Raw genomic sequence first — 16,882 nt, forward strand, 5'->3', positions numbered from 1 at the left:
CCCGTCTCTTTTTAGAGAACGGGTTGTTTTTTCTGACCAGGTATATTATGATAACCTAAAGCAAAGTAAACAGGTATGTATTATAAATAATGGAGGGGATTACGCCGTGGCAGATACCCTGGTACATGTGCAACAGCTGCAAAAATCCTTTGTCAAAAACGAAAAAGCCGAACTCGTGCTGAAGGATATTTCGATGGAAATTAAAAAAGGGGAAACAGTAGCGGTGCTCGGGAAAAGCGGCTGCGGTAAAAGCACGCTCCTCAATTTGATCGGCGGTTTTCATGAACCGACAAAAGGAACCGTGCTGTTTGACGGGGCGGAAGTGCAGGGGCCTTCGCGCAGAGCGATTATGCTGTTCCAGCACTACGCCCTTCTTCCGTGGAAAAACGTACTCGCAAACGTGGAGCTGGCGCTGGAGCCGGAAGGTTTGAGCGCGGACGAGCAGCGAGCCCGTGCGGAAAAGTACTTAGCGCTTGTCGGGCTTCAGGACAGCCTCGGCCAATTTCCGTCAGAGCTCTCCGGAGGCATGCAGCAGCGGGTGGCCATCGCCCGCGCACTTGCGATTCAGCCGGAAATGATCCTGATGGACGAGCCGTTTGCGGCACTTGATACATTTACCCGCTATTATTTACAGGATGAGCTGCTGCGGATTCAGCAGGAAGAGAAAACGAATATCGTGCTCGTCACGCACGACATTGATGAGGCCGTTTACTTGGCGGACCGTGTGTTCATCATGGACGCGAATCCTGGCAGAATCCGCCGCACGGTTCCGATTGAGCTGCCAAAGCCGCGGGACCGCAGTGATCGGGATTTTCAGTATTACCGCAGGCTCATTCTGGATGAATTCAATTTCAGCCGCCAGGAAGAGCAGCTTGAATACAACATTTAACGTGAGGCAGGAGGACATGGCATGAAACGTCGCAAGCAATTTTTCATGAGCTGGGGACTCGTCTCCTCGCTCATAATTACAGGATGTGCCCAGCCTGGCGGAGGCCAGACGGCAGAAGGTGAGCAGGTGATCCGGATTGGCCACCTGCCGATCACGCATGCAGCCCCTGCTTATTTTCTTGATCACTATCAGGACGAACTGCTCGATGGGGTCGAGGTCGAGCTGATCCGCTTCAGCAGCTGGATTGAGCTGATGGATGCGCTGAATGCTGGCCGTATCGACGGCGCATCCGTGCTGTTTGAGCTGGCGATCAAAGCCCGCGAACGCGGAATCGGCATCGAGGCCGTGGCGCTCGGACACCGGGAGGGAAACCCGATTATCGTAGACCCCGAGGTGGATCGCGTAGAAGATCTCGAAGGGACGACCGTGGCTATCCCGCACACGCTTTCCGCGCACAACCTGCTGCTGGATGAAATGCTGCAGCGGGCCGGTATGGAGTATGGCGATGTAAACGTCGTGGAAATGCCGCCGCCGGAAATGCCGGCTGCCTTATCAGAAGGCCGGGTATCGAGCTATATTGTAGCAGAACCCTTTGGAGCGCTCGGGGTGCAGAATGAAGTCGGCGAAGTGCTGTACCAGTCGAATGACTTTTGCCCGGATAACTGCCTCTGCTGCGCCCTTGTTCTTCGCGAGGACTTTATGGATGAATTTCCGGACGCAGCCGATGAATTTATGCAAGGGTATTTTGCAGCGAGCGAACGTGCCGGTGAAAATTCCGAGGAGTCAAGAGCTGTGCACGCGTCGTATCTTCCGGTAGAGGAGAGCGCGCTGGAGCTGTCGCTGGAGTGGATTTCCTACAGCAACCTCGACATTGAAGAAGAGGAATTTGATTACCTGCGACGCAAGCTGGTGGAAATGCAACTCGTTGATCAGCCGCCGCGCTATGAAGAGCTTGTCAATCGGACGTATCTGGAAGGCAGGGAGAGCTGATGTCATTTTTCAAATCACTAGGGTATGCAGCCATCGCATTCGTTGTTGTTATCGCGATCTGGCAGACCGTTGTCCTTGTCGGAGATTATCCGGAGGCGCTCTTGCCGTCTCCACTCGCCGTATTTTCGGGCATCGTTTCCATTACCGTCGACGGGACGCTGTTTGAACACGTCCGCATCAGCCTGTTTCGCTTCTTCACCGGCTATATCAGCGCCGTTGTCGTCGCCGTTATTTTAGGGCTGCTGCTGTCGCAGTCCACTCACGTATGGCGCATTGTCGATCCGATCGTACAGGTGCTGCGTCCGGTCGCGCCGGTCGCCTGGTCACCGTTTATCGTGCTCTGGTTCGGTATCGGCAATATGCCCGCGATCGTCATCATTTTCATCGCCGCCTTTTTCCCGGTGCTGCTTTCAACCGTATCTGCGGTGAAAAAAATTGATCCGACCTACGTGAAGCTCGCGCGCAACATGGAGTTAAGCCGGACGTCGCTGCTCTGGAAAATCATCTTTCCAGCATCGTTTCCGTACATCGCAAACGGCCTGCACATCGCGGTTGGAACGGCCTGGATTTTCCTCGTCGCAGGGGAAATGATCGGCGCCCAGTCCGGTCTCGGTTATTTAATCGTCGACTCCAGAAACGCGCTTGATCTGGATCTCGTGCTGGCAGGCATTTTCTTCATCGGCATTCTCGGCTTGATTCTCGACAAGTCCCTCGGGCTGTTTGAGCGCTGGATCGGCCGTCAGTGGGGAGCTAAAACATCATAAGAATACGAAGAACCGGCTTAAGCGCCGGTTTTTTCGCGTTCAGGCAAGCTCCGGCCGTTCATCATTCGTTCATAAACTTGATTCAATCTTTAACCGCGCTTTACATGAGCTTGATAATCGTCCTGTAAGGTGGGGGCTGAATCAATAAATGATGGGGGAATGAAGTGTGAAGCGTTATGTGTACATGTTCAGTATCCTGACAGGAGCGATGCTGCTGACAGGCTGTGGAGAAGACAATAATGAAGCAGCAGATACAGAAGGAGCCCCTGATGAAATTGTTATGGGGTTCGTGCCAACGACCGATTCGGATGAGATCGCCTCTACTGTGGAGCCGCTTGCCGAACGACTTTCAGAAATATTGGATCGTCCGGTAGAGGGGACAGTCATGACCAGCTTCTCGGCGCTCGTAGAAGCGATGGGCAACGGCCAGGCACATATCGGATTTCTGCCGGCCTTCGGATACGTGCAGGGAAATGAAGAGTATGGCATTGAGGTTATGCTGAAGTCCGAGCGCGACGGGGCGGATTCCTATCGAGCGCAATACGTTGTAAGAGCAGATTCCGGACTGGAAACATTGGAGGACCTGGAAGGAACACAGTGGACGTTTCCGGACGTTGCTTCTCCTGCCGGCTATCTGTTCCCGGCAGCTCATATTGGTGAAGAGATCGATGGTGTTCAGGACGCAGAAACGGAATTTTTCAGCGGCGTGCTAGAAGCTGGTTCTCATGACAATGCACTGATCGCTGTCATGGAAGGCGAAATGGATGTGGCAACTACGTACGAGGACGCAAGAGAGGTTATTTTGGACGACTATCCAGACGCTATGGAAGACTTAACGGTGATCGATTATACGGACGACATTCCGAATGACACGATCAGCATCATGCCGGAGCTTGATGAGGGGCTCGCAGATGACATCAAGGAAGCATTTCTACAGTTCAATGAAGAGGAAGAGATGATTCAGATCATGAACGACGTGTACCGCTGGGACGCTATTGTTGAAGCGGAAGACAGCGACTACGATATCGTGCGCGAAACGTACGAAGCTTTCCGTGATGAAATCGACGTCGATGACTTGTAGACTGGCATTTAAAGAGCTATATGGAGGCTTTTGGTTGAAGCGGGGAAAGGCAGCTGCCTTGGAAAGTAACGTAAGTCGGGCGGAAATCGATTTAACGCCGCGTGAAACGAACGTAACTCTGTTCAAAAGCAACTTTGCAGCAGGCAAAAGTGATTTACGCAACTTAACAGGCCGTTATAACGAATAAAACAACTTAAGCTCTCTCAAAACAAACACAAAACCGAGTAAAAGCAACTTTCACCATGAAAAAGGGAGGTCCCGATTCGGAACCTCCCTTTCCTGCTTTTCTATCACCGGGTCATCGACTCGGAATTGTGCGTCAGACGGTTTCGGTTACGGTGAGCTTTTCCGGTGCGACGGCATCTGCATCGACGCGCGTTTCACAGGAAGGGCAGTAGTAGCCGATTTCGACTTCCGTGCGGCAGTCGGTATGAACGAGTTTTTTGTAGCACTCATCCAGGTGATCCCGCCCCCAGACGAGCATGGCATCGAAGACGGTCGTAAAAGCACGGCCGCTCTCGGTCGCTTCATACGCATAGCGCGGCGGATGCTGGGAATAGATCGTACTCGTAATTAATCCGAGTTCTTCAAGGTGTTTCAAGCGATCGGAAAGCACGTTCGCTGAAATAACAGTTAACTCCTGTTTCATCGCATTAAAGGTAGACCGGCCGACGAGCACTTCGTGCAGGACGAGCATCGTCCATCGGTCTCCGACGAGATTCAGCGTCTGGGCGATGTTGCACTCCAGCGGATAGCGGTTTTTCATCAGGTCAGCCTCCTGTTTTTGTTAAGTTACACTTAGTGTATCAAAAAACTCGGAATTAAAAAAGTGTTATTGGGTTGTTTTTTTTAACTTAGTCCTGTATGATAAAACATATAAGATTGATAGGAATAATTAATTCAAGGAGGATTTTATCATATGGCACTGTATCTCATCGAATCATCATTAAACGAGGACGTAAAAACGGAAGAAGCATTTGAAGCAAAGGTTGCACAGCTGCAGGAGAAGCTGCAGGAAGAACTGATTGAAGTGCAGGTTTCCGCTGACTTCGGCCGTGCATTTTTTATTTTTGAAGCAGATGACGATACGCTGCTGGAGATGAACCTGCAGGCGCAGGGACTACCGGTTGATTTGAAGAAAGAGGTCCGTATCGTCGGCCAGGATCTGGAAGAAGCGAAAAAACAGACAGATAAAATCAATTATCTCGTCGAATGGAACCTGCCGGAAAACCTGACGATGGACGCATACCTGGAACGTAAAAAGAAAAACTCCGTTCACTACGCGGAAGTACCGGAAGTGCAGTTTTCCCGCACGTACGTCTGTGAAGATATGAGTAAGTGCCTCTGCTTCTATGATGCACCGGATGACGAAGCCGTCGTTCGTGCCCGTGAAGCAGTAAAAGCACCGATCGACAGCATCACGCAGCTTTCCAACAAGAAGTAACATTTCGAAAGGGGAATCCGACCGTGCAGACATTACACCAGGAAGAAGTGCTCAGCAGTCTCCTCCAGGAGGAATTGAAGCCGCTCGTTCGAGCCGTGGATGAAAAAGCGTACTATCCAGAATCGTTTCTGCTTTCTCTGGGCCGTCACGGCCTGTTGTCTTCAAAAGGGAAAACGATCGACGAAGCCGCGCAGTCCGAGGCAGAAGTCGTGCGGGCGGTATCCTCTGACTGCATGACGACCGGTTTTAACCTCTGGTGTCACTTGGCAGCTCTCACGTATGTACGACATACGGACAATGAGGCGCTGCGCGAGCGGTTTTTGGAGCCGCTTGAAAATGGTGAGCTGCTCGGTGCAACCGGACTTTCCAACCCGATGAAATTTTATGCTGATCTGGAAAAGCTTCATCTTCGCGCGGAGCGTGTAAAAGGCGGATACGTCCTGAACGGGGCACTGCCCGCAGTCTCCAATCTTGGCGAGGGCCACTGGTTCGGTGCGATTGCGCACGCTGAGGATGCGAGGGTGATGGCGTTTATATCCTGCGATGCCAAAGGCCTCAGCCTGAAGGAGAAGGTGTCCTATCTAGGCTTAAACGGAAGCGCGACGTACGCGTGCAAGTTTGAACATGTCTTCATCCCGGATGAACAGATTTTAGCGGAGGATGCGGACAGCTTCGTTCCGAAAATGCGACCGTACTTCGTCACGTACCAGGTTCCGCTTGGAATTGGCGTGACAGAAGCGGCCGTTACCTCAATGAATAAGTGCAGCAGCAAGCAAAACGGCGCCAACGCTGTGCTGCCGGTTCAGCCGGCGCATATTCAGGAGCGGCTTGACCTTGTCAAGCAGGCGTTTCGCGATCAGCTCGAACAAGGGGTGACGTGGAAAGGGATTCTGGAAGTGCGCCGCAGCGCGGTCTATCTGACGCTCGATGCGGTGCAAGCGGCGATGATGCACGCAGGCGGCTCAGCGTATCTGCAGACGAGTGCAGACGGAAGAAGGCTTCGTGAAGCATATTTCTTCCTCAACCTGACTCCGACAGCACGTCATCTGGAGCGAATGCTTTCTAATTAAATCATTACAAGTAATGCCTTGGACAGAAGTCCAAGGCATTTTTCATGCATATGCTTCAACAGATCCGCTCTTTATGTCGCTATTAGTACCTATGCGATAACATGAAGGTCTGCGGTCCGATAAATGTAGCTGCTAACATAACGTTTGGTTACCTGAATGTATCATTGTTCACTAGAATGAAAGAGAATGTTTGACGTTTTATGATGGATTAACGCACTGATATGAAAATAATGGTAATAAAAACAAATAAATGGAATATAGTCACTCTAACGTTTTATTCCATTTCTTAACTAGCAGGCAATTGTAACTCTTTTTAATGTTATATGAGTCAAAAGGCGTTGTTGAAACGAAGTCCAGCCTGCTATACGGTTGGTACATATAGGAAGTTAATTTTTATGAGCTCCTGTAATGTCGGCAGCTTTATGAGAGAAAATAGACCGTAATCAGTTAAAACATTTGGTCCTGTTTTCGAAATGAAAGATTTTTAGACGAATAAACGAGGTGAATCGGAATGGATTTAGCTAGTGTCTTTCTTTTCGTCATCATCGGCGTGATTATTTTCAGTATCGGCATGCTGGCGTACACGACCGTGAAAAACAAATAAGAAGCAAGATGGCACCCTGCAGAGCGTTTGCAGGGTGTTTTTTAAGTTTAATCCCGAGGGTCTGCGAGGCAGACACCAAAGCGATTCTGCTATGATGGAGAAGACAAGGATTTCCAAGGGAAGGGATGGAACGTATGATGCGGGTTTACATAGCTGCGGCCGCCGCCGGCTTTTTGGCGCTGGCTGCTCTCATGGGCATCGGACGCTTTGCGTATACGCCGATCCTTCCGCTGATGGAGGCAGAAGGAGTTGGTGAGCTGAAGGCTGGCTGGCTCGCTTCTGCAAATTACATCGGCTACTTTCTCGGAGCGTTTGCCGGAGGGAGCTTGATGGCAGGGCGTCTGCGATGGATCACGGTAGTCGTGCTGACCGGGCTTACCGTGCTGCTAATGGGGCTTACAGAGTCTTCCGTCGCCTGGAGCCTGCTTCGATTCACGGCCGGCTTTTTAGGAGGAGTCGGTTTCGTCTGGACAGCCGGCCTGATCTTGCCCATCCTGCAGCGGGCAAAGCATGCCCCTTATTGGATCGGACTGCTGTATGGCGGGGTGGGCTTCGGTATTTTTCTTTCCGGATTTGCCGTGCCGCGCTTCGCGGGAGCTGAAGAAGCGTGGGAAGCGGCCTGGATCGGGATGGGGCTGCTCGTATGCATCGCCGCAGTTGTCATACTGCTGCTGTATCCGAAGCAAACGGAAGCGAAATCGCATACTGCTTCAGTACAGCCGGCCTCTGACGGAGACCGGCGCCGGGAGCGGACGCTTTACACCGCCTATTTTCTCGAAGGCTTCGGCTACATTATTTTTGCGACCTTTATCGTATCGATTTTGGCCGGCACCGGCGGGTTGGATACCGATCCGGCTGTTATCTGGATGTTCGTCGGGATCGGTGCTGTGCCATCGTGTCTTTTCTGGGCGTGGATTGGGGCGAGAGTGACGAAGCAGTCGGCGCTTATCTGGGCGTACGCGGCACAAACAATCGGTGTGCTGATTCCGGCGTTAACCGGAAATCTAAGCCTGCTGCTCGTAAGTGCGGTGCTGTTTGGCGGCACGTTTATGGGAATTACGATGATGACGATCAGCCTCGCTCATGAGGAATTTCCGGGCAAACGCCAAAAGGCGACCGGAAATTTAACAGCCCTTTATGGCATTGGTCAAGTGCTTGGGCCGCTCGCAGCCTCCGCGCTGCTGCTCTATGCGGCTGAAGCCGTGGTATTCGTAACGGCAAGCGGAATACTGACAGCAGCCGGCCTGCTGATGATCGCGTTTCGGAGGCAAAATAAATCAACCTAATAGAAAAAAGGAGGGTGACGATGATACACGTGAAGCGTGCAGAACTAGAACATGTAGAAGGCATTCAGCGTGTCTGCTGCGAGGGCTGCCGCGCCGCCTACCGCGGATTGCAGGAGGATGCCTATATTGAGCGCAACAACCGCTACTGGTACAACGAAACCAGAATAAAGGATGAGCTTAAGGAGAGCGATCGGTGGGATGGCTATTACGTTGCTATTGAAAACGGAGAGGTCGTCGGTGCAATCGGGGGTGGGCTGATGGGTGAAGCCGAAAGCGAAGTTTACGTGCTCTACCTTGATCCGGCACGCCGCGGTGAAGGGATCGGAACCATGCTGCTGGAGACACTGACACACGTGCAGCAGCTGAAAGGGTCACAGAGGCAGTGGGTCTCCGTTGCAAAAGGCAATCAGAAGGGCATCCCCTTTTACGAAAGCAGAGGCTTTCAATTTGTGGCTGAAAAGCCCTCTTTTTCGAATCAGGACGGAGAAGACTATCGTTCTTTCCGCTACGTGCGCGAAATAGGGGGGAATACATAATGGAATGGATCAGCGTTACGCCGCTGCTTCTTTTGGCCGTTGTTTGTGTGCTGCTTGTTTATTTTCTCCCGGCTGCGCTTGCCTACCTGTTTGGACAGACGAGACGCCGGCTCATCCTGATATTGAACGTGCTGATTGGCTGGAGCGGAATCGGCTGGGCGCTGCTTCTCGCCTGGACGATCGTCATAAGGCTGCGTGCATCATGAGGCTTCTGCTTGTTATAGCGCTGCTGCTGGCGGGTTGTTCGCCGGACATTCGTGCAGATCAAATCGCTGTTTACAGCTTTACTTCCTTCCATGGCTGGGGCGGGGATCCGGTGATCGTCCTGGAAGACGAGGAAGCGGTGAACACATTTACTGAGACGCTTTCTGAAGGCAGCCGCCTCTCCGGAGCGGTGGACGTCGTTGAGCCGGACTGGACGGTCGTGCTGGATGGAAAAGACGCCTGGCACCTGTGGCTCGATGACGAGAACGGAAGTGCCATGCACGCAGACGACACACATACGCTTTATGAAGTGGGAAGTACAGACGATATTCAAGCCTATTTACTTTAGAGTCTTCTTGCGCAGCCGCGTGAGAAGGCTTTTTTATGTTTCCGTTTCACTGTAACCGATGCCGCTGTATAGCTCCGTAAAAAAAGACTCCATGATCGGTGTAACGGGGCGGTCTTTGCGATAAATTAACGAGATCCAGCGCGAGGCTTGCTCATACGGAAGCGGCCGGATTGCGAGTTTGCCCGCAGCAAGATCTTCCTCCACTGCCCGGGAGGAAAGGATCGCACAGCCGCTTCCAAGCCGGACTAAGGAACGAATCGCCTCTACATTCGTCAGCTCCATCGCGACATTCAGGTTCAGCTTCTCTTCAGCTGCCCAGTCGTTGACGATATCACGCGTCGATCCGCTTTGATGAAGCAAGAGCGGGAACCGCTCAATATCTGCTTCGAGCTGGGTGGAATCCAACAGGGGATGTCCGGGAGGCGTAACGAGGACAACGTCATCTGGACAAAGGCGTTTAACCGTCAGCTTCGACGTCGTCAGATTCTGCTCGGACACGATGCCGATATCGAGCCGCTTCATGATGATATCATCTGCTGTCTGAGGAGCAGGCTGGATGGAAATACGCAGCTGCACATCCGGTGTCTTCTGCTGAAACTGGTATAAAATCGGCGGCAGCACGTAGTTGGCCGGAATGTAGCTTGCGCCGAGAAATAACTCCCCTTTCTTATCCCGGTAATCGCGCATCACCCGCTCGGTTTCCCGGAACAGCGCCATCAGCTCCCGGCTGTAGTGCCGCAGCGCTGCACCGGCTGGAGTGAGCGTGACCTGTTCCCCTTTTCGTTCAAACAGCGGTGTTCCGATCGACTGCTCCAGCTGCTTCAGGTGAAAGGTCACTGTCGGCTGCTTGACGCCCAGCTCTTCTGCGGTTCGTGAAACGTTTTGCAGCTGCGAAAACGTATAAAATACCTCGATCTGCTTCCATTTCATTCAGCATCTTCCTTTTTTGAATAATACAAGCTGATTTTACGGTTCAGGTATAGAAAAAATCTATATGTAAATAGAGAATACCACAGCAGTATTGAAGGAATGTTAATTCTGTCTTTAAATTTCCTTAACATTTTATCCGTAACATACGGAGTGTAGACGAAAGGAGCGGACAACATGGATATTCAGTTCAGACAGCTTGAAAAATGGTTCGGAACGCTGCAGGCGCTGAAGCCGTTATCAATGACGATTCAGTCAGGAGAGTTCGTCAGCCTCGTCGGTCCGTCCGGCTGCGGAAAAACGACGCTGCTGCGAATGATTGCCGGATTAGAAGATCCTGCAGCAGGACCGATTCTGTTTGGCGGGACTCCTGTTTTTGATAGTGAAAATCATATAAATAAACCGCCGCAGAAGCGGAAGATCGGCATGGTGTTTCAGGACTTCGCGCTCTGGCCGCACATGACGGTATTTGAAAATGTGGCGTATGGCTTAAAGGCAACCGGCCGCAAGCGTGAAGTGAAGGAAAAGGTGACCGATGCTCTGAAGAGCGTTCAGCTTGATGCGCATCACGAACGGTATCCGCATCAGCTTTCAGGCGGCCAGCAGCAGCGCGTGGCCATAGCCCGTGCGATTGCAACTGACCCGGAAATTATTTTAATGGATGAACCGCTGAGTGCGCTTGACGCTTCTCTTCGCGATGAAATGCGGATTTTGCTGCAGTCGCTCGTGAAAAAACTGAACATGACGGCAGTTTACGTTACGCATGACCAAAGTGAAGCGATGGCGATGTCAGACCGAGTCGTCGTCATGAACGCAGGCGAAGTGCAGCAGACGGGCACCCCGGAAGAAATATATCAGCGTCCGGTTAACGATACCGTCGCCTCTTTCATCGGAAAAGGAACGCTTCTGGACGGGCTGGTTACGGAAGTGGAAGAGGTGCCGATGTTGAAGGTGAGCACCGAGGTGCAAATTCCGCTTTCGAGCAAAAAAACAAAAGGGCTAAAGCCGCATGACTGGGTGCATGCGATCATTCGTCCGGAGCAGGTGAAGCTTGATACAAAGCCGTCAGAAGCAGGTCTTGCAGGCGTCGTTGAAACGGTCAGCTTTCTCGGCGAACGGTATGAAGTCAGCGTAAAGCTGCACGGCTGTAATGAACGGCTGTTTGCTTATACACATGAAAAAACAGCGCCAGGTCAAGAGATTTCGCTGACGGTACGCAACACCATCCATCTGATACAGCATAAGGGAGGACTTACACATGAAGAAACAGCTTAGTATAGCAGCAGGGACAGCAGGGATTCTTTTTTTAGGAGCATGCGCTCAGACAGAGTCAGAGCAGGGTGCAGAAAATGACCTAAATGAAGCTGCTGAACAGAATGAGACAAATAATGAAGAGGCAGCGGAATCAAACGACAGTGAAGAAGCCGATCATGAAGAGACCGGCGAACTGACGATTTATACATCCGGTCCTGCCGGAATGGCAGAGGCGCTTGTAGAAGGATTCGAAGAGGAAACCGGCGTTGAGGTGGATATGTTCCAGGGCACAACGGGTGACGTGCTCGGCCGTTTGCAGGCAGAGGAAGACAATCCGATCGCAGACGTTGTTGTGCTGGCTTCCATGCCGCCGGCGATGGATTTTAAAGAGCGGGGCATGACGATGGCCTATGAGTCCGAGTACGCGGATTCCCTCCGCGACGGCTGGTATGATGAAGAATTTCATTACTACGGCTTCAGTGCATCTGCTTTAGGGCTAAGCTATAACACCGAGCTTGTCGATGAGGTGCCGGAAGACTGGAGTGATCTCACAGACAAGCAGTACGCCGACCAGATTGCGATTCCGGATCCGTATGAGTCCGGAACGGCACGCGACTTTATTGCGGCTTACGTCAATCAGGAAGGCGACGCCGGCTGGGAGCTGTTTGAGGAGCTTGCAGACAATGGACTTCAGATGGAAGGAGCCAATAATCCAGCATTGCAGTCGGTTATTGGCGGATCGAACCAGCTTGTAATGGCCGGAGTCGATTATATGGTCTACAACAATATCCAGGACGGCGAACCGGTAGACATCGTCTTTCCGGAAAGCGGTACGATGGTAACGCCTCGTCCGGCATTTATTATGGAAAGTGCTGAGAACGTAGACTCTGCTCAGCAGTATATCGACTACATTCTGTCGGATGCCGGACAGGAAATTGTCGCGGATGCCTTCCTCATGCCCATCCGTGAAGATATCGACGTTCACGAAGATCGCGCGGATATTGATGAGATTGAACAGCTCGATTTTGAGTGGGAGTACCTGGAAGAAAACGGGGAAGCTTATCTGGAGCGTTTCCAGGAGATTGTCCGTTAAATGGCACACGTTTCCTGGACACAGCGCGTCAATAAATACCTGGCGCTCACGGTACTGACGCTGCTCGTTTTGATGCCGCTGGCACTTGTCATTATGCGGGCCGTCACTCCGGAAGGCACGTTTGAAGGATTTGGAGCCTTTTCGATACTTGGGGAGGGAATGTATCAGGAAATTCTGTTGAATTCCCTGCTGCTCGGATTCGGTGTCGTCATTCTATCGTCTTTTATCGCAGCGCCGCTCGCTTTTTTCATGGCGAGAACCGAGCTTGGCAGGCACCGGTGGATCGATATTGTTTTGATCATTCCATTTATGACGCCGCCTTATATCGGCGCAATGGGCTGGATTTTATCGATGCAGTCCAATGGGTACGCGGAGCAGCTGTTTCCATTTCTTGCACCGGTTACGCCGTTGTTCTTTACGTACTTCGGCATGGTGCTTGTGATGAGCCTGCATCTGTTTCCGTTTATTTATCTGATCATGCGAAACAACCTTGAAAACATCGGCGGCCGGCTTGAGGAGGCGGGGCTGATTCACGGAGGAAGCTTTGGCTACCGGCTGCGCCGCATCGTGCTGCCGCTCTTCGTATCCGGCTACAGCATGGGAGCGCTGCTCGTTTTCGTGAAGACGATCGGGGAATTCGGGACTCCGGTGACGCTTGGAAACCGGATTGGCTTTTACGTGCTGACGTCCGAAATTCACCGCCACGCATCCGTCTGGCCGATCGACTTTGGCACAGCAGCGATTTTGTCGACGATGCTTTTAAGCGTGAGTATGGCCGTCTGGTATTTTCAGCAGTGGTTTGCTGCCCGGACTCACGGAAAAGTAGTATCAGGAAAAGGGCAGACGAAAGCATATACCCCGCTTGGAAAGAAACAGATTTTTGCCTGGCTGTATCTTGCCGGCGTGCTCGGTCTTGCGATCGGAGTGCCTTACTTCTCCGTGGCATCGACGGCCTTTATGGATGTGCAGGGACGTGGACTTGCGTTTGATAATCTGACGCTGCGTCATATGCAGGATCTGTTTACTGGAAGCGGCCTTGAGGCCCTGTGGAACAGCGTCTGGCTTGCGGGAATTGCCGCAACGATCAGCGCAGCAATCGGCCTCTGGGTCACCATCATCATCATGAAAAAACGGGGAACCGTCGAAAAGGGAATGGATTTTCTTTCGATTGCTCCGAATACCGTGCCCGGCATCGTTGTCGTCGTCGGGCTGATTTTATTCTGGAACGCCTACTGGAATCCGGCTCCGGTGTATAATACGTGGATGATGCTTGTGACGACATACGTCGTGCTCTATATCCCGTTCACGGTCCAAAATATTAAAGCCATTTACGGCCAGCTTGGGGATTCGTTGTTTCAGGCAGCGAGAACGAGCGGTGCCTCCCCGTGGTACGTGCTGCGAACGGTGCTGCTTCCGCTTATTTTGCCGGGCGTGCTCGCCGGCTGGATCATGTCCTTTACGATCTCGATGCGGGAGCTTGTCGGCTCGCTCATTCTGCGGCCGCCGAACATGCACACGTCCGCGACGTTCATTTACTCCCAGTTTGAGCAAGGGACGGTCGCCCAGGGCATGGCTATGGCACTTGTCACGGTGGGATTAACGACAGTTGTTCTCATCGGTGTGGAAAAAATGAAAGAACGGTCACAGCGCTACCGGACGTAAAGGAGAATGATGATCATGCACGTTACGTTTCTGGGAGGGGCCGGCGAGTACGGCCGCTCCTCTTTTTTATTGCATACAGAAGAGCAGGATTACTTAATCGACTGCGGCATTGCAAAAAGCCAAAGCGGCGCCGTGTATCCGGAGTTCGATCGCATCGATCCGGAGCGGCTGAAGGCCGTCTTTTTTACCCACAGTCACGATGACCACACGGGTGCATTAGGAAAACTTGCCGAGACAGGATGGAGCGGACCGGTCTATGCATCGGCCCCGACGATTGCGCAAACAGGTCCGCTGCCGGACGGTTTTTACGCCGTGGAGCTCAATTCAGCTGCAGCCGGATCCTGGAACGCGGTTGATGGAGCGCAATACTGTTTTGGAAGAGCCGGACACACGGAAGGGGCCTGCTGGTTTTTGTTTGACGTGCACGGCGAGACCGTCTTTTTTTCAGGAGATTACTCGATGTGCTCCACGCTGTATCCATATGATCTCCCGCCCGAAAAGCCGGTAGACTTGGCTCTCATGGATGGCGCCTACGGCCTTGAAACGCGTGATCCGGACAAGGTGGAGGAGGCGCTGCTGCAGCGCTTGAGAGAGCGGATGCCGGCTGCGATTCACGGACCGCTTTCGGGTAAGACGCAGGAGCTGCTCGTTCTGTTAACAGAAGCAGACATGAAGGTGGCAATAGATCCGGAAATCCGCGCCTATACGCTAAACAGCCTGAAAAAGCGCCGCGGCTGGTACAGGGCAGAAGGAGCCGCAAGACTGGAAGCTGCTCTGACAGAAGTGGCTGCACCTGATCAACATGATCAGCATACCGCAGGGCTCTATCTTGAAAAGACGCTTGCCAGCGGAGATCTGTCCGGCCTCACTCTTTTTACCACGGGTCCAAAGCTTTCCGTTTTCGAATCAGGTCCGTATGAAAAAGTCCCGTTCTTCGTTCATCCGCTTTTACACGAAACGAAAGCACTGCTGAAACGAATCCAGCCTGTTCGAACGGTGTTTACGCATACATCAGCGCCGGAAGTGTTTTTACCGCTTTCGGAGACGTGCGTCGTCACAGCGGGTGTAGGAGATACGGTGAGCGTGAGCAGAAGCAGAACCGGCTGACGTGAACAGCAGGACGAGCCAAACGCGCCACTACACAATTTTACCAATTGATACACGACATTTCCGCAGACACTGGAACTGGCAGAAAGTATACTTCTCCTAATAACATTAAAGGGGAGTAGCCACTTCAGCTGAGTCGTCAGGACGGGGATTTTATCCCCCGGTTCAGCTGGGCAGCGTCATATGCCGGCAAGACCTTTACCGCTGAGGTAAAGGTCTTTTCTTTTTGCCTCAGACGCTGATACGAAAGAGGTTATGAGAGATGACAGCAATGCTGCTTGAGTACGGATGGACACTGTTGATCCTGATTGGTCTGGAGGGGCTGCTTGCAGCTGATAACGCGCTCGTGCTGGCAATGATGGTGCGGCACCTGCCGGAAAAGCAGCGCAAGAAGGCATTGTTTTATGGTCTCGCAGGCGCTTTTTTATTCCGTTTCAGTTCGCTGTTTATGATTTCCTTGTTAATCGACGTGTGGCAGGTCCAGGCGATCGGTGCCGCTTACCTGATTTTTTTGGCGCTGAACCACTTTTTCCGCCGTCATGTACAGGCGAAAATCCGCAAAAGCGGCGGTGGATTCTGGAGTACCGTGTTTAAGGTGGAACTGGCGGACATTGCATTTGCAGTAGACTCGATTTTAGCTGCAGTCGCGCTGGCAGTCGTGCTTCCGAAAACCGGTCTGCCATCGGTTGGAGGGATGGACGGAGGCCAGTTCGCAGTCGTGCTGGCTGCCGGATTGATCGGCATTGTGCTCATGCGTTTTGCTGCTCACTGGTTTATCCGTCTGCTGGAGCAAAAGCCTCAGCTGGAGCACGTGTCTTATTTGATCGTTGGCTGGGTCGGCTTTAAGCTCGTCGTTTATACGCTCGCTCATCCGGATATTGCTGTCATCGATCATCATTTCCCGCATTCCCTGCTCTGGAAGGGCTTGTTCTGGAGCGTGCTGCTCCTCACCTTTGCAACAGGGTTTTTCTGGAACAGGTTTCCCTGGTCGGCAGCTGCTAAAAAAGAAAAAGCTGCTAAGGTGGAGGTATGAGCGCCGTTTCTGCAGCAGGCTGGTTCGGAAGCGCAGAAGTTACGATCGCAACAGCGCTTCTGGCAGCCGGCGTTTTTCTCATATATAAAAAGCGCCGGCTTGCCTGGTATGTGATGGCGTATTTTTTCGGAGGCATGCTGTTTACGGTGATGCTTAAATACCTCATTCAAAGAGAGCGTCCGGGAGCTGAACGGATGATTGAGCTGTTCTCCTTTGAATTCGAACTGGAATCCTACAGCTTTCCTAGCGGTCATGCAATGCGGCTTCTTTTACTGGCCGGTTTTTTAATCTGGCTTTTGCTGCACTATTGCTCAAGCAGGGTGATGCGGGCGGGAGCTGGTATCTTCATCTTTCTCGCAGTGGCGGCTGGCAGTTACTCGCGTGTTTCAGACGGCTGGCACTACCTATCTGACATTGCAGGATCTTTCTTCGCAGCTGTCATATTTGCCAGCTTGTTTTTAATGGTGACGCGGCAGCATATTTTTGAGAATGTTTAAAAATCGAAAAACAGCGCGTATGTTTCACCAAAATGAATCAAACGAAAGTAAGCAACTATTCCATATAAAGGAATTTAATAGTGGGATCGTCA

The 16,882-nt window shown here is 52.1% G+C and carries 19 protein-coding genes; 17 read left to right on the forward strand and 2 right to left on the reverse strand.

Annotated elements, in window-relative coordinates; genetic code table 11:
* Window positions 1-106: 106 nt before the first annotated feature.
* The 5 genes from HCN83_RS01355 to HCN83_RS01375 all read left to right on the forward strand — a co-directional run bounded on the left by HCN83_RS01355 (window position 107) and on the right by HCN83_RS01375 (window position 3,911).
* Window positions 107-889: an ATP-binding cassette domain-containing protein gene (locus HCN83_RS01355; protein ID WP_168004495.1), complete on the forward strand. Its 783-nt coding sequence runs from the start codon at window positions 107-109 to the stop codon at window positions 887-889.
* 21 nt (window positions 890-910) lie between these two features.
* Entirely contained in the window at window positions 911-1,879 is a 969-nt protein-coding gene (locus tag HCN83_RS01360) for an ABC transporter substrate-binding protein (RefSeq protein WP_168004496.1), read from the forward strand.
* Window positions 1,879-2,643, forward strand: coding sequence for an ABC transporter permease (locus tag HCN83_RS01365; protein WP_168004497.1), 765 nt, complete (start codon window positions 1,879-1,881; stop codon window positions 2,641-2,643). Before HCN83_RS01360 ends, HCN83_RS01365 begins: the two co-directional genes overlap by 1 nt.
* A gap of 166 nt (window positions 2,644-2,809) precedes the next feature.
* Window positions 2,810-3,724, forward strand: a complete 915-nt coding sequence (gene phnD, locus HCN83_RS01370; protein WP_343033634.1) for a phosphate/phosphite/phosphonate ABC transporter substrate-binding protein — start codon at window positions 2,810-2,812, stop codon at window positions 3,722-3,724.
* A gap of 34 nt (window positions 3,725-3,758) precedes the next feature.
* On the forward strand, window positions 3,759-3,911 hold the full coding sequence (locus HCN83_RS01375) for a hypothetical protein (RefSeq protein WP_168004498.1): 153 nt from the start codon (window positions 3,759-3,761) through the stop codon (window positions 3,909-3,911).
* Window positions 3,912-4,043: 132 nt separating this feature from the next.
* On the opposite strand, the gene HCN83_RS01380 is transcribed toward HCN83_RS01375, so the two are convergent.
* Window positions 4,044-4,490, reverse strand: a complete 447-nt coding sequence (locus tag HCN83_RS01380) for a winged helix-turn-helix transcriptional regulator (protein ID WP_168004499.1) — start codon at window positions 4,488-4,490, stop codon at window positions 4,044-4,046.
* Between the two features lie 153 nt (window positions 4,491-4,643).
* On the opposite strand from HCN83_RS01380, the gene HCN83_RS01385 reads away from it, so the two are divergent.
* The 6 genes from HCN83_RS01385 (at window position 4,644) to HCN83_RS01410 (ending at window position 9,217) form a co-directional block, all read left to right on the forward strand.
* Window positions 4,644-5,168 (forward strand): DUF4242 domain-containing protein, encoded by a 525-nt coding sequence (locus tag HCN83_RS01385; protein ID WP_168004500.1) that lies wholly within the window; start codon window positions 4,644-4,646, stop codon window positions 5,166-5,168.
* A 23-nt stretch (window positions 5,169-5,191) separates the two neighbouring features.
* Window positions 5,192-6,238 carry an acyl-CoA dehydrogenase family protein gene (locus HCN83_RS01390; protein ID WP_168004501.1) on the forward strand — a complete coding sequence of 349 codons (1,047 nt, stop codon included), beginning with the start codon at window positions 5,192-5,194 and terminating at the stop codon, window positions 6,236-6,238.
* Window positions 6,239-6,967: 729 nt separating this feature from the next.
* The gene (locus HCN83_RS01395; RefSeq protein WP_168004502.1) at window positions 6,968-8,128 is read left to right on the forward strand and encodes a YbfB/YjiJ family MFS transporter; all 1,161 of its coding nucleotides are present in this window, start codon (window positions 6,968-6,970) and stop codon (window positions 8,126-8,128) included.
* Window positions 8,129-8,148: 20 nt separating this feature from the next.
* Window positions 8,149-8,664, forward strand: coding sequence for a GNAT family N-acetyltransferase (locus HCN83_RS01400; protein WP_168004503.1), 516 nt, complete (start codon window positions 8,149-8,151; stop codon window positions 8,662-8,664).
* Complete coding sequence (locus HCN83_RS01405; protein WP_168004504.1) at window positions 8,664-8,870, forward strand: superinfection immunity protein; 207 nt, start codon at window positions 8,664-8,666, stop codon at window positions 8,868-8,870. The genes HCN83_RS01400 and HCN83_RS01405 overlap by 1 nt, the downstream gene beginning before the upstream one ends.
* A complete protein-coding gene (locus HCN83_RS01410; RefSeq protein ID WP_168004505.1) occupies window positions 8,867-9,217 on the forward strand; it encodes a hypothetical protein in 351 nt (116 codons plus the stop codon). The genes HCN83_RS01405 and HCN83_RS01410 overlap by 4 nt, the downstream gene beginning before the upstream one ends.
* Window positions 9,218-9,250: 33 nt before the next feature.
* On the opposite strand, the gene HCN83_RS01415 is transcribed toward HCN83_RS01410, so the two are convergent.
* On the reverse strand, window positions 9,251-10,147 hold the full coding sequence (locus HCN83_RS01415) for a LysR family transcriptional regulator (protein ID WP_168004506.1): 897 nt from the start codon (window positions 10,145-10,147) through the stop codon (window positions 9,251-9,253).
* A gap of 174 nt (window positions 10,148-10,321) precedes the next feature.
* Between HCN83_RS01415 and HCN83_RS01420 the strand changes: the two genes are divergently transcribed.
* From HCN83_RS01420 to HCN83_RS01445, 6 genes are all read left to right on the forward strand, one after another.
* A complete protein-coding gene (locus HCN83_RS01420) occupies window positions 10,322-11,419 on the forward strand; it encodes an ABC transporter ATP-binding protein (RefSeq protein ID WP_168004507.1) in 1,098 nt (365 codons plus the stop codon).
* Entirely contained in the window at window positions 11,403-12,491 is a 1,089-nt protein-coding gene (locus HCN83_RS01425) for an ABC transporter substrate-binding protein (RefSeq protein ID WP_168004508.1), read from the forward strand. Before HCN83_RS01420 ends, HCN83_RS01425 begins: the two co-directional genes overlap by 17 nt.
* Window positions 12,492-14,153: an ABC transporter permease gene (locus HCN83_RS01430; RefSeq protein ID WP_168004509.1), complete on the forward strand. Its 1,662-nt coding sequence runs from the start codon at window positions 12,492-12,494 to the stop codon at window positions 14,151-14,153.
* Window positions 14,154-14,168: 15 nt separating this feature from the next.
* Complete coding sequence (locus tag HCN83_RS01435; RefSeq protein ID WP_168004510.1) at window positions 14,169-15,260, forward strand: MBL fold metallo-hydrolase; 1,092 nt, start codon at window positions 14,169-14,171, stop codon at window positions 15,258-15,260.
* Window positions 15,261-15,522: 262 nt separating this feature from the next.
* On the forward strand, window positions 15,523-16,293 hold the full coding sequence (locus HCN83_RS01440) for a TerC family protein (protein WP_168004511.1): 771 nt from the start codon (window positions 15,523-15,525) through the stop codon (window positions 16,291-16,293).
* Window positions 16,290-16,790 (forward strand): phosphatase PAP2 family protein, encoded by a 501-nt coding sequence (locus HCN83_RS01445; RefSeq protein WP_168004512.1) that lies wholly within the window; start codon window positions 16,290-16,292, stop codon window positions 16,788-16,790. The genes HCN83_RS01440 and HCN83_RS01445 overlap by 4 nt, the downstream gene beginning before the upstream one ends.
* The last annotated feature ends 92 nt before the right edge of the window (window positions 16,791-16,882 follow it).

This window comes from Alkalicoccus luteus (assembly GCF_012034335.1).
GTDB lineage: Bacteria > Bacillota > Bacilli > Bacillales > Salisediminibacteriaceae > Alkalicoccus > Alkalicoccus luteus_A.

What these genes read in the sequence shown, in the direction of transcription:
- HCN83_RS01360 (WP_168004496.1), top strand. Translation starts at nt 911, where the DNA reads ATGAAACGTCGCAAGCAATTTTTCATGAGCTGGGGACTCGTCTCCTCG.
- HCN83_RS01365 (WP_168004497.1), top strand. Translation starts at nt 1,879, where the DNA reads ATGTCATTTTTCAAATCACTAGGGTATGCAGCCATCGCATTCGTTGTT.
- HCN83_RS01380 (WP_168004499.1), bottom strand. Translation starts at nt 4,490, where the DNA reads ATGAAAAACCGCTATCCGCTGGAGTGCAACATCGCCCAGACGCTGAAT.
- HCN83_RS01385 (WP_168004500.1), top strand. Translation starts at nt 4,644, where the DNA reads ATGGCACTGTATCTCATCGAATCATCATTAAACGAGGACGTAAAAACG.
- HCN83_RS01395 (WP_168004502.1), top strand. Translation starts at nt 6,968, where the DNA reads ATGGAACGTATGATGCGGGTTTACATAGCTGCGGCCGCCGCCGGCTTT.
- HCN83_RS01400 (WP_168004503.1), top strand. Translation starts at nt 8,149, where the DNA reads ATGATACACGTGAAGCGTGCAGAACTAGAACATGTAGAAGGCATTCAG.
- HCN83_RS01405 (WP_168004504.1), top strand. Translation starts at nt 8,664, where the DNA reads ATGGAATGGATCAGCGTTACGCCGCTGCTTCTTTTGGCCGTTGTTTGT.
- HCN83_RS01410 (WP_168004505.1), top strand. Translation starts at nt 8,867, where the DNA reads ATGAGGCTTCTGCTTGTTATAGCGCTGCTGCTGGCGGGTTGTTCGCCG.
- HCN83_RS01415 (WP_168004506.1), bottom strand. Translation starts at nt 10,147, where the DNA reads ATGAAATGGAAGCAGATCGAGGTATTTTATACGTTTTCGCAGCTGCAA.
- HCN83_RS01420 (WP_168004507.1), top strand. Translation starts at nt 10,322, where the DNA reads ATGGATATTCAGTTCAGACAGCTTGAAAAATGGTTCGGAACGCTGCAG.
- HCN83_RS01425 (WP_168004508.1), top strand. Translation starts at nt 11,403, where the DNA reads ATGAAGAAACAGCTTAGTATAGCAGCAGGGACAGCAGGGATTCTTTTT.
- HCN83_RS01430 (WP_168004509.1), top strand. Translation starts at nt 12,492, where the DNA reads ATGGCACACGTTTCCTGGACACAGCGCGTCAATAAATACCTGGCGCTC.
- HCN83_RS01435 (WP_168004510.1), top strand. Translation starts at nt 14,169, where the DNA reads ATGCACGTTACGTTTCTGGGAGGGGCCGGCGAGTACGGCCGCTCCTCT.
- HCN83_RS01440 (WP_168004511.1), top strand. Translation starts at nt 15,523, where the DNA reads ATGACAGCAATGCTGCTTGAGTACGGATGGACACTGTTGATCCTGATT.
- HCN83_RS01445 (WP_168004512.1), top strand. Translation starts at nt 16,290, where the DNA reads ATGAGCGCCGTTTCTGCAGCAGGCTGGTTCGGAAGCGCAGAAGTTACG.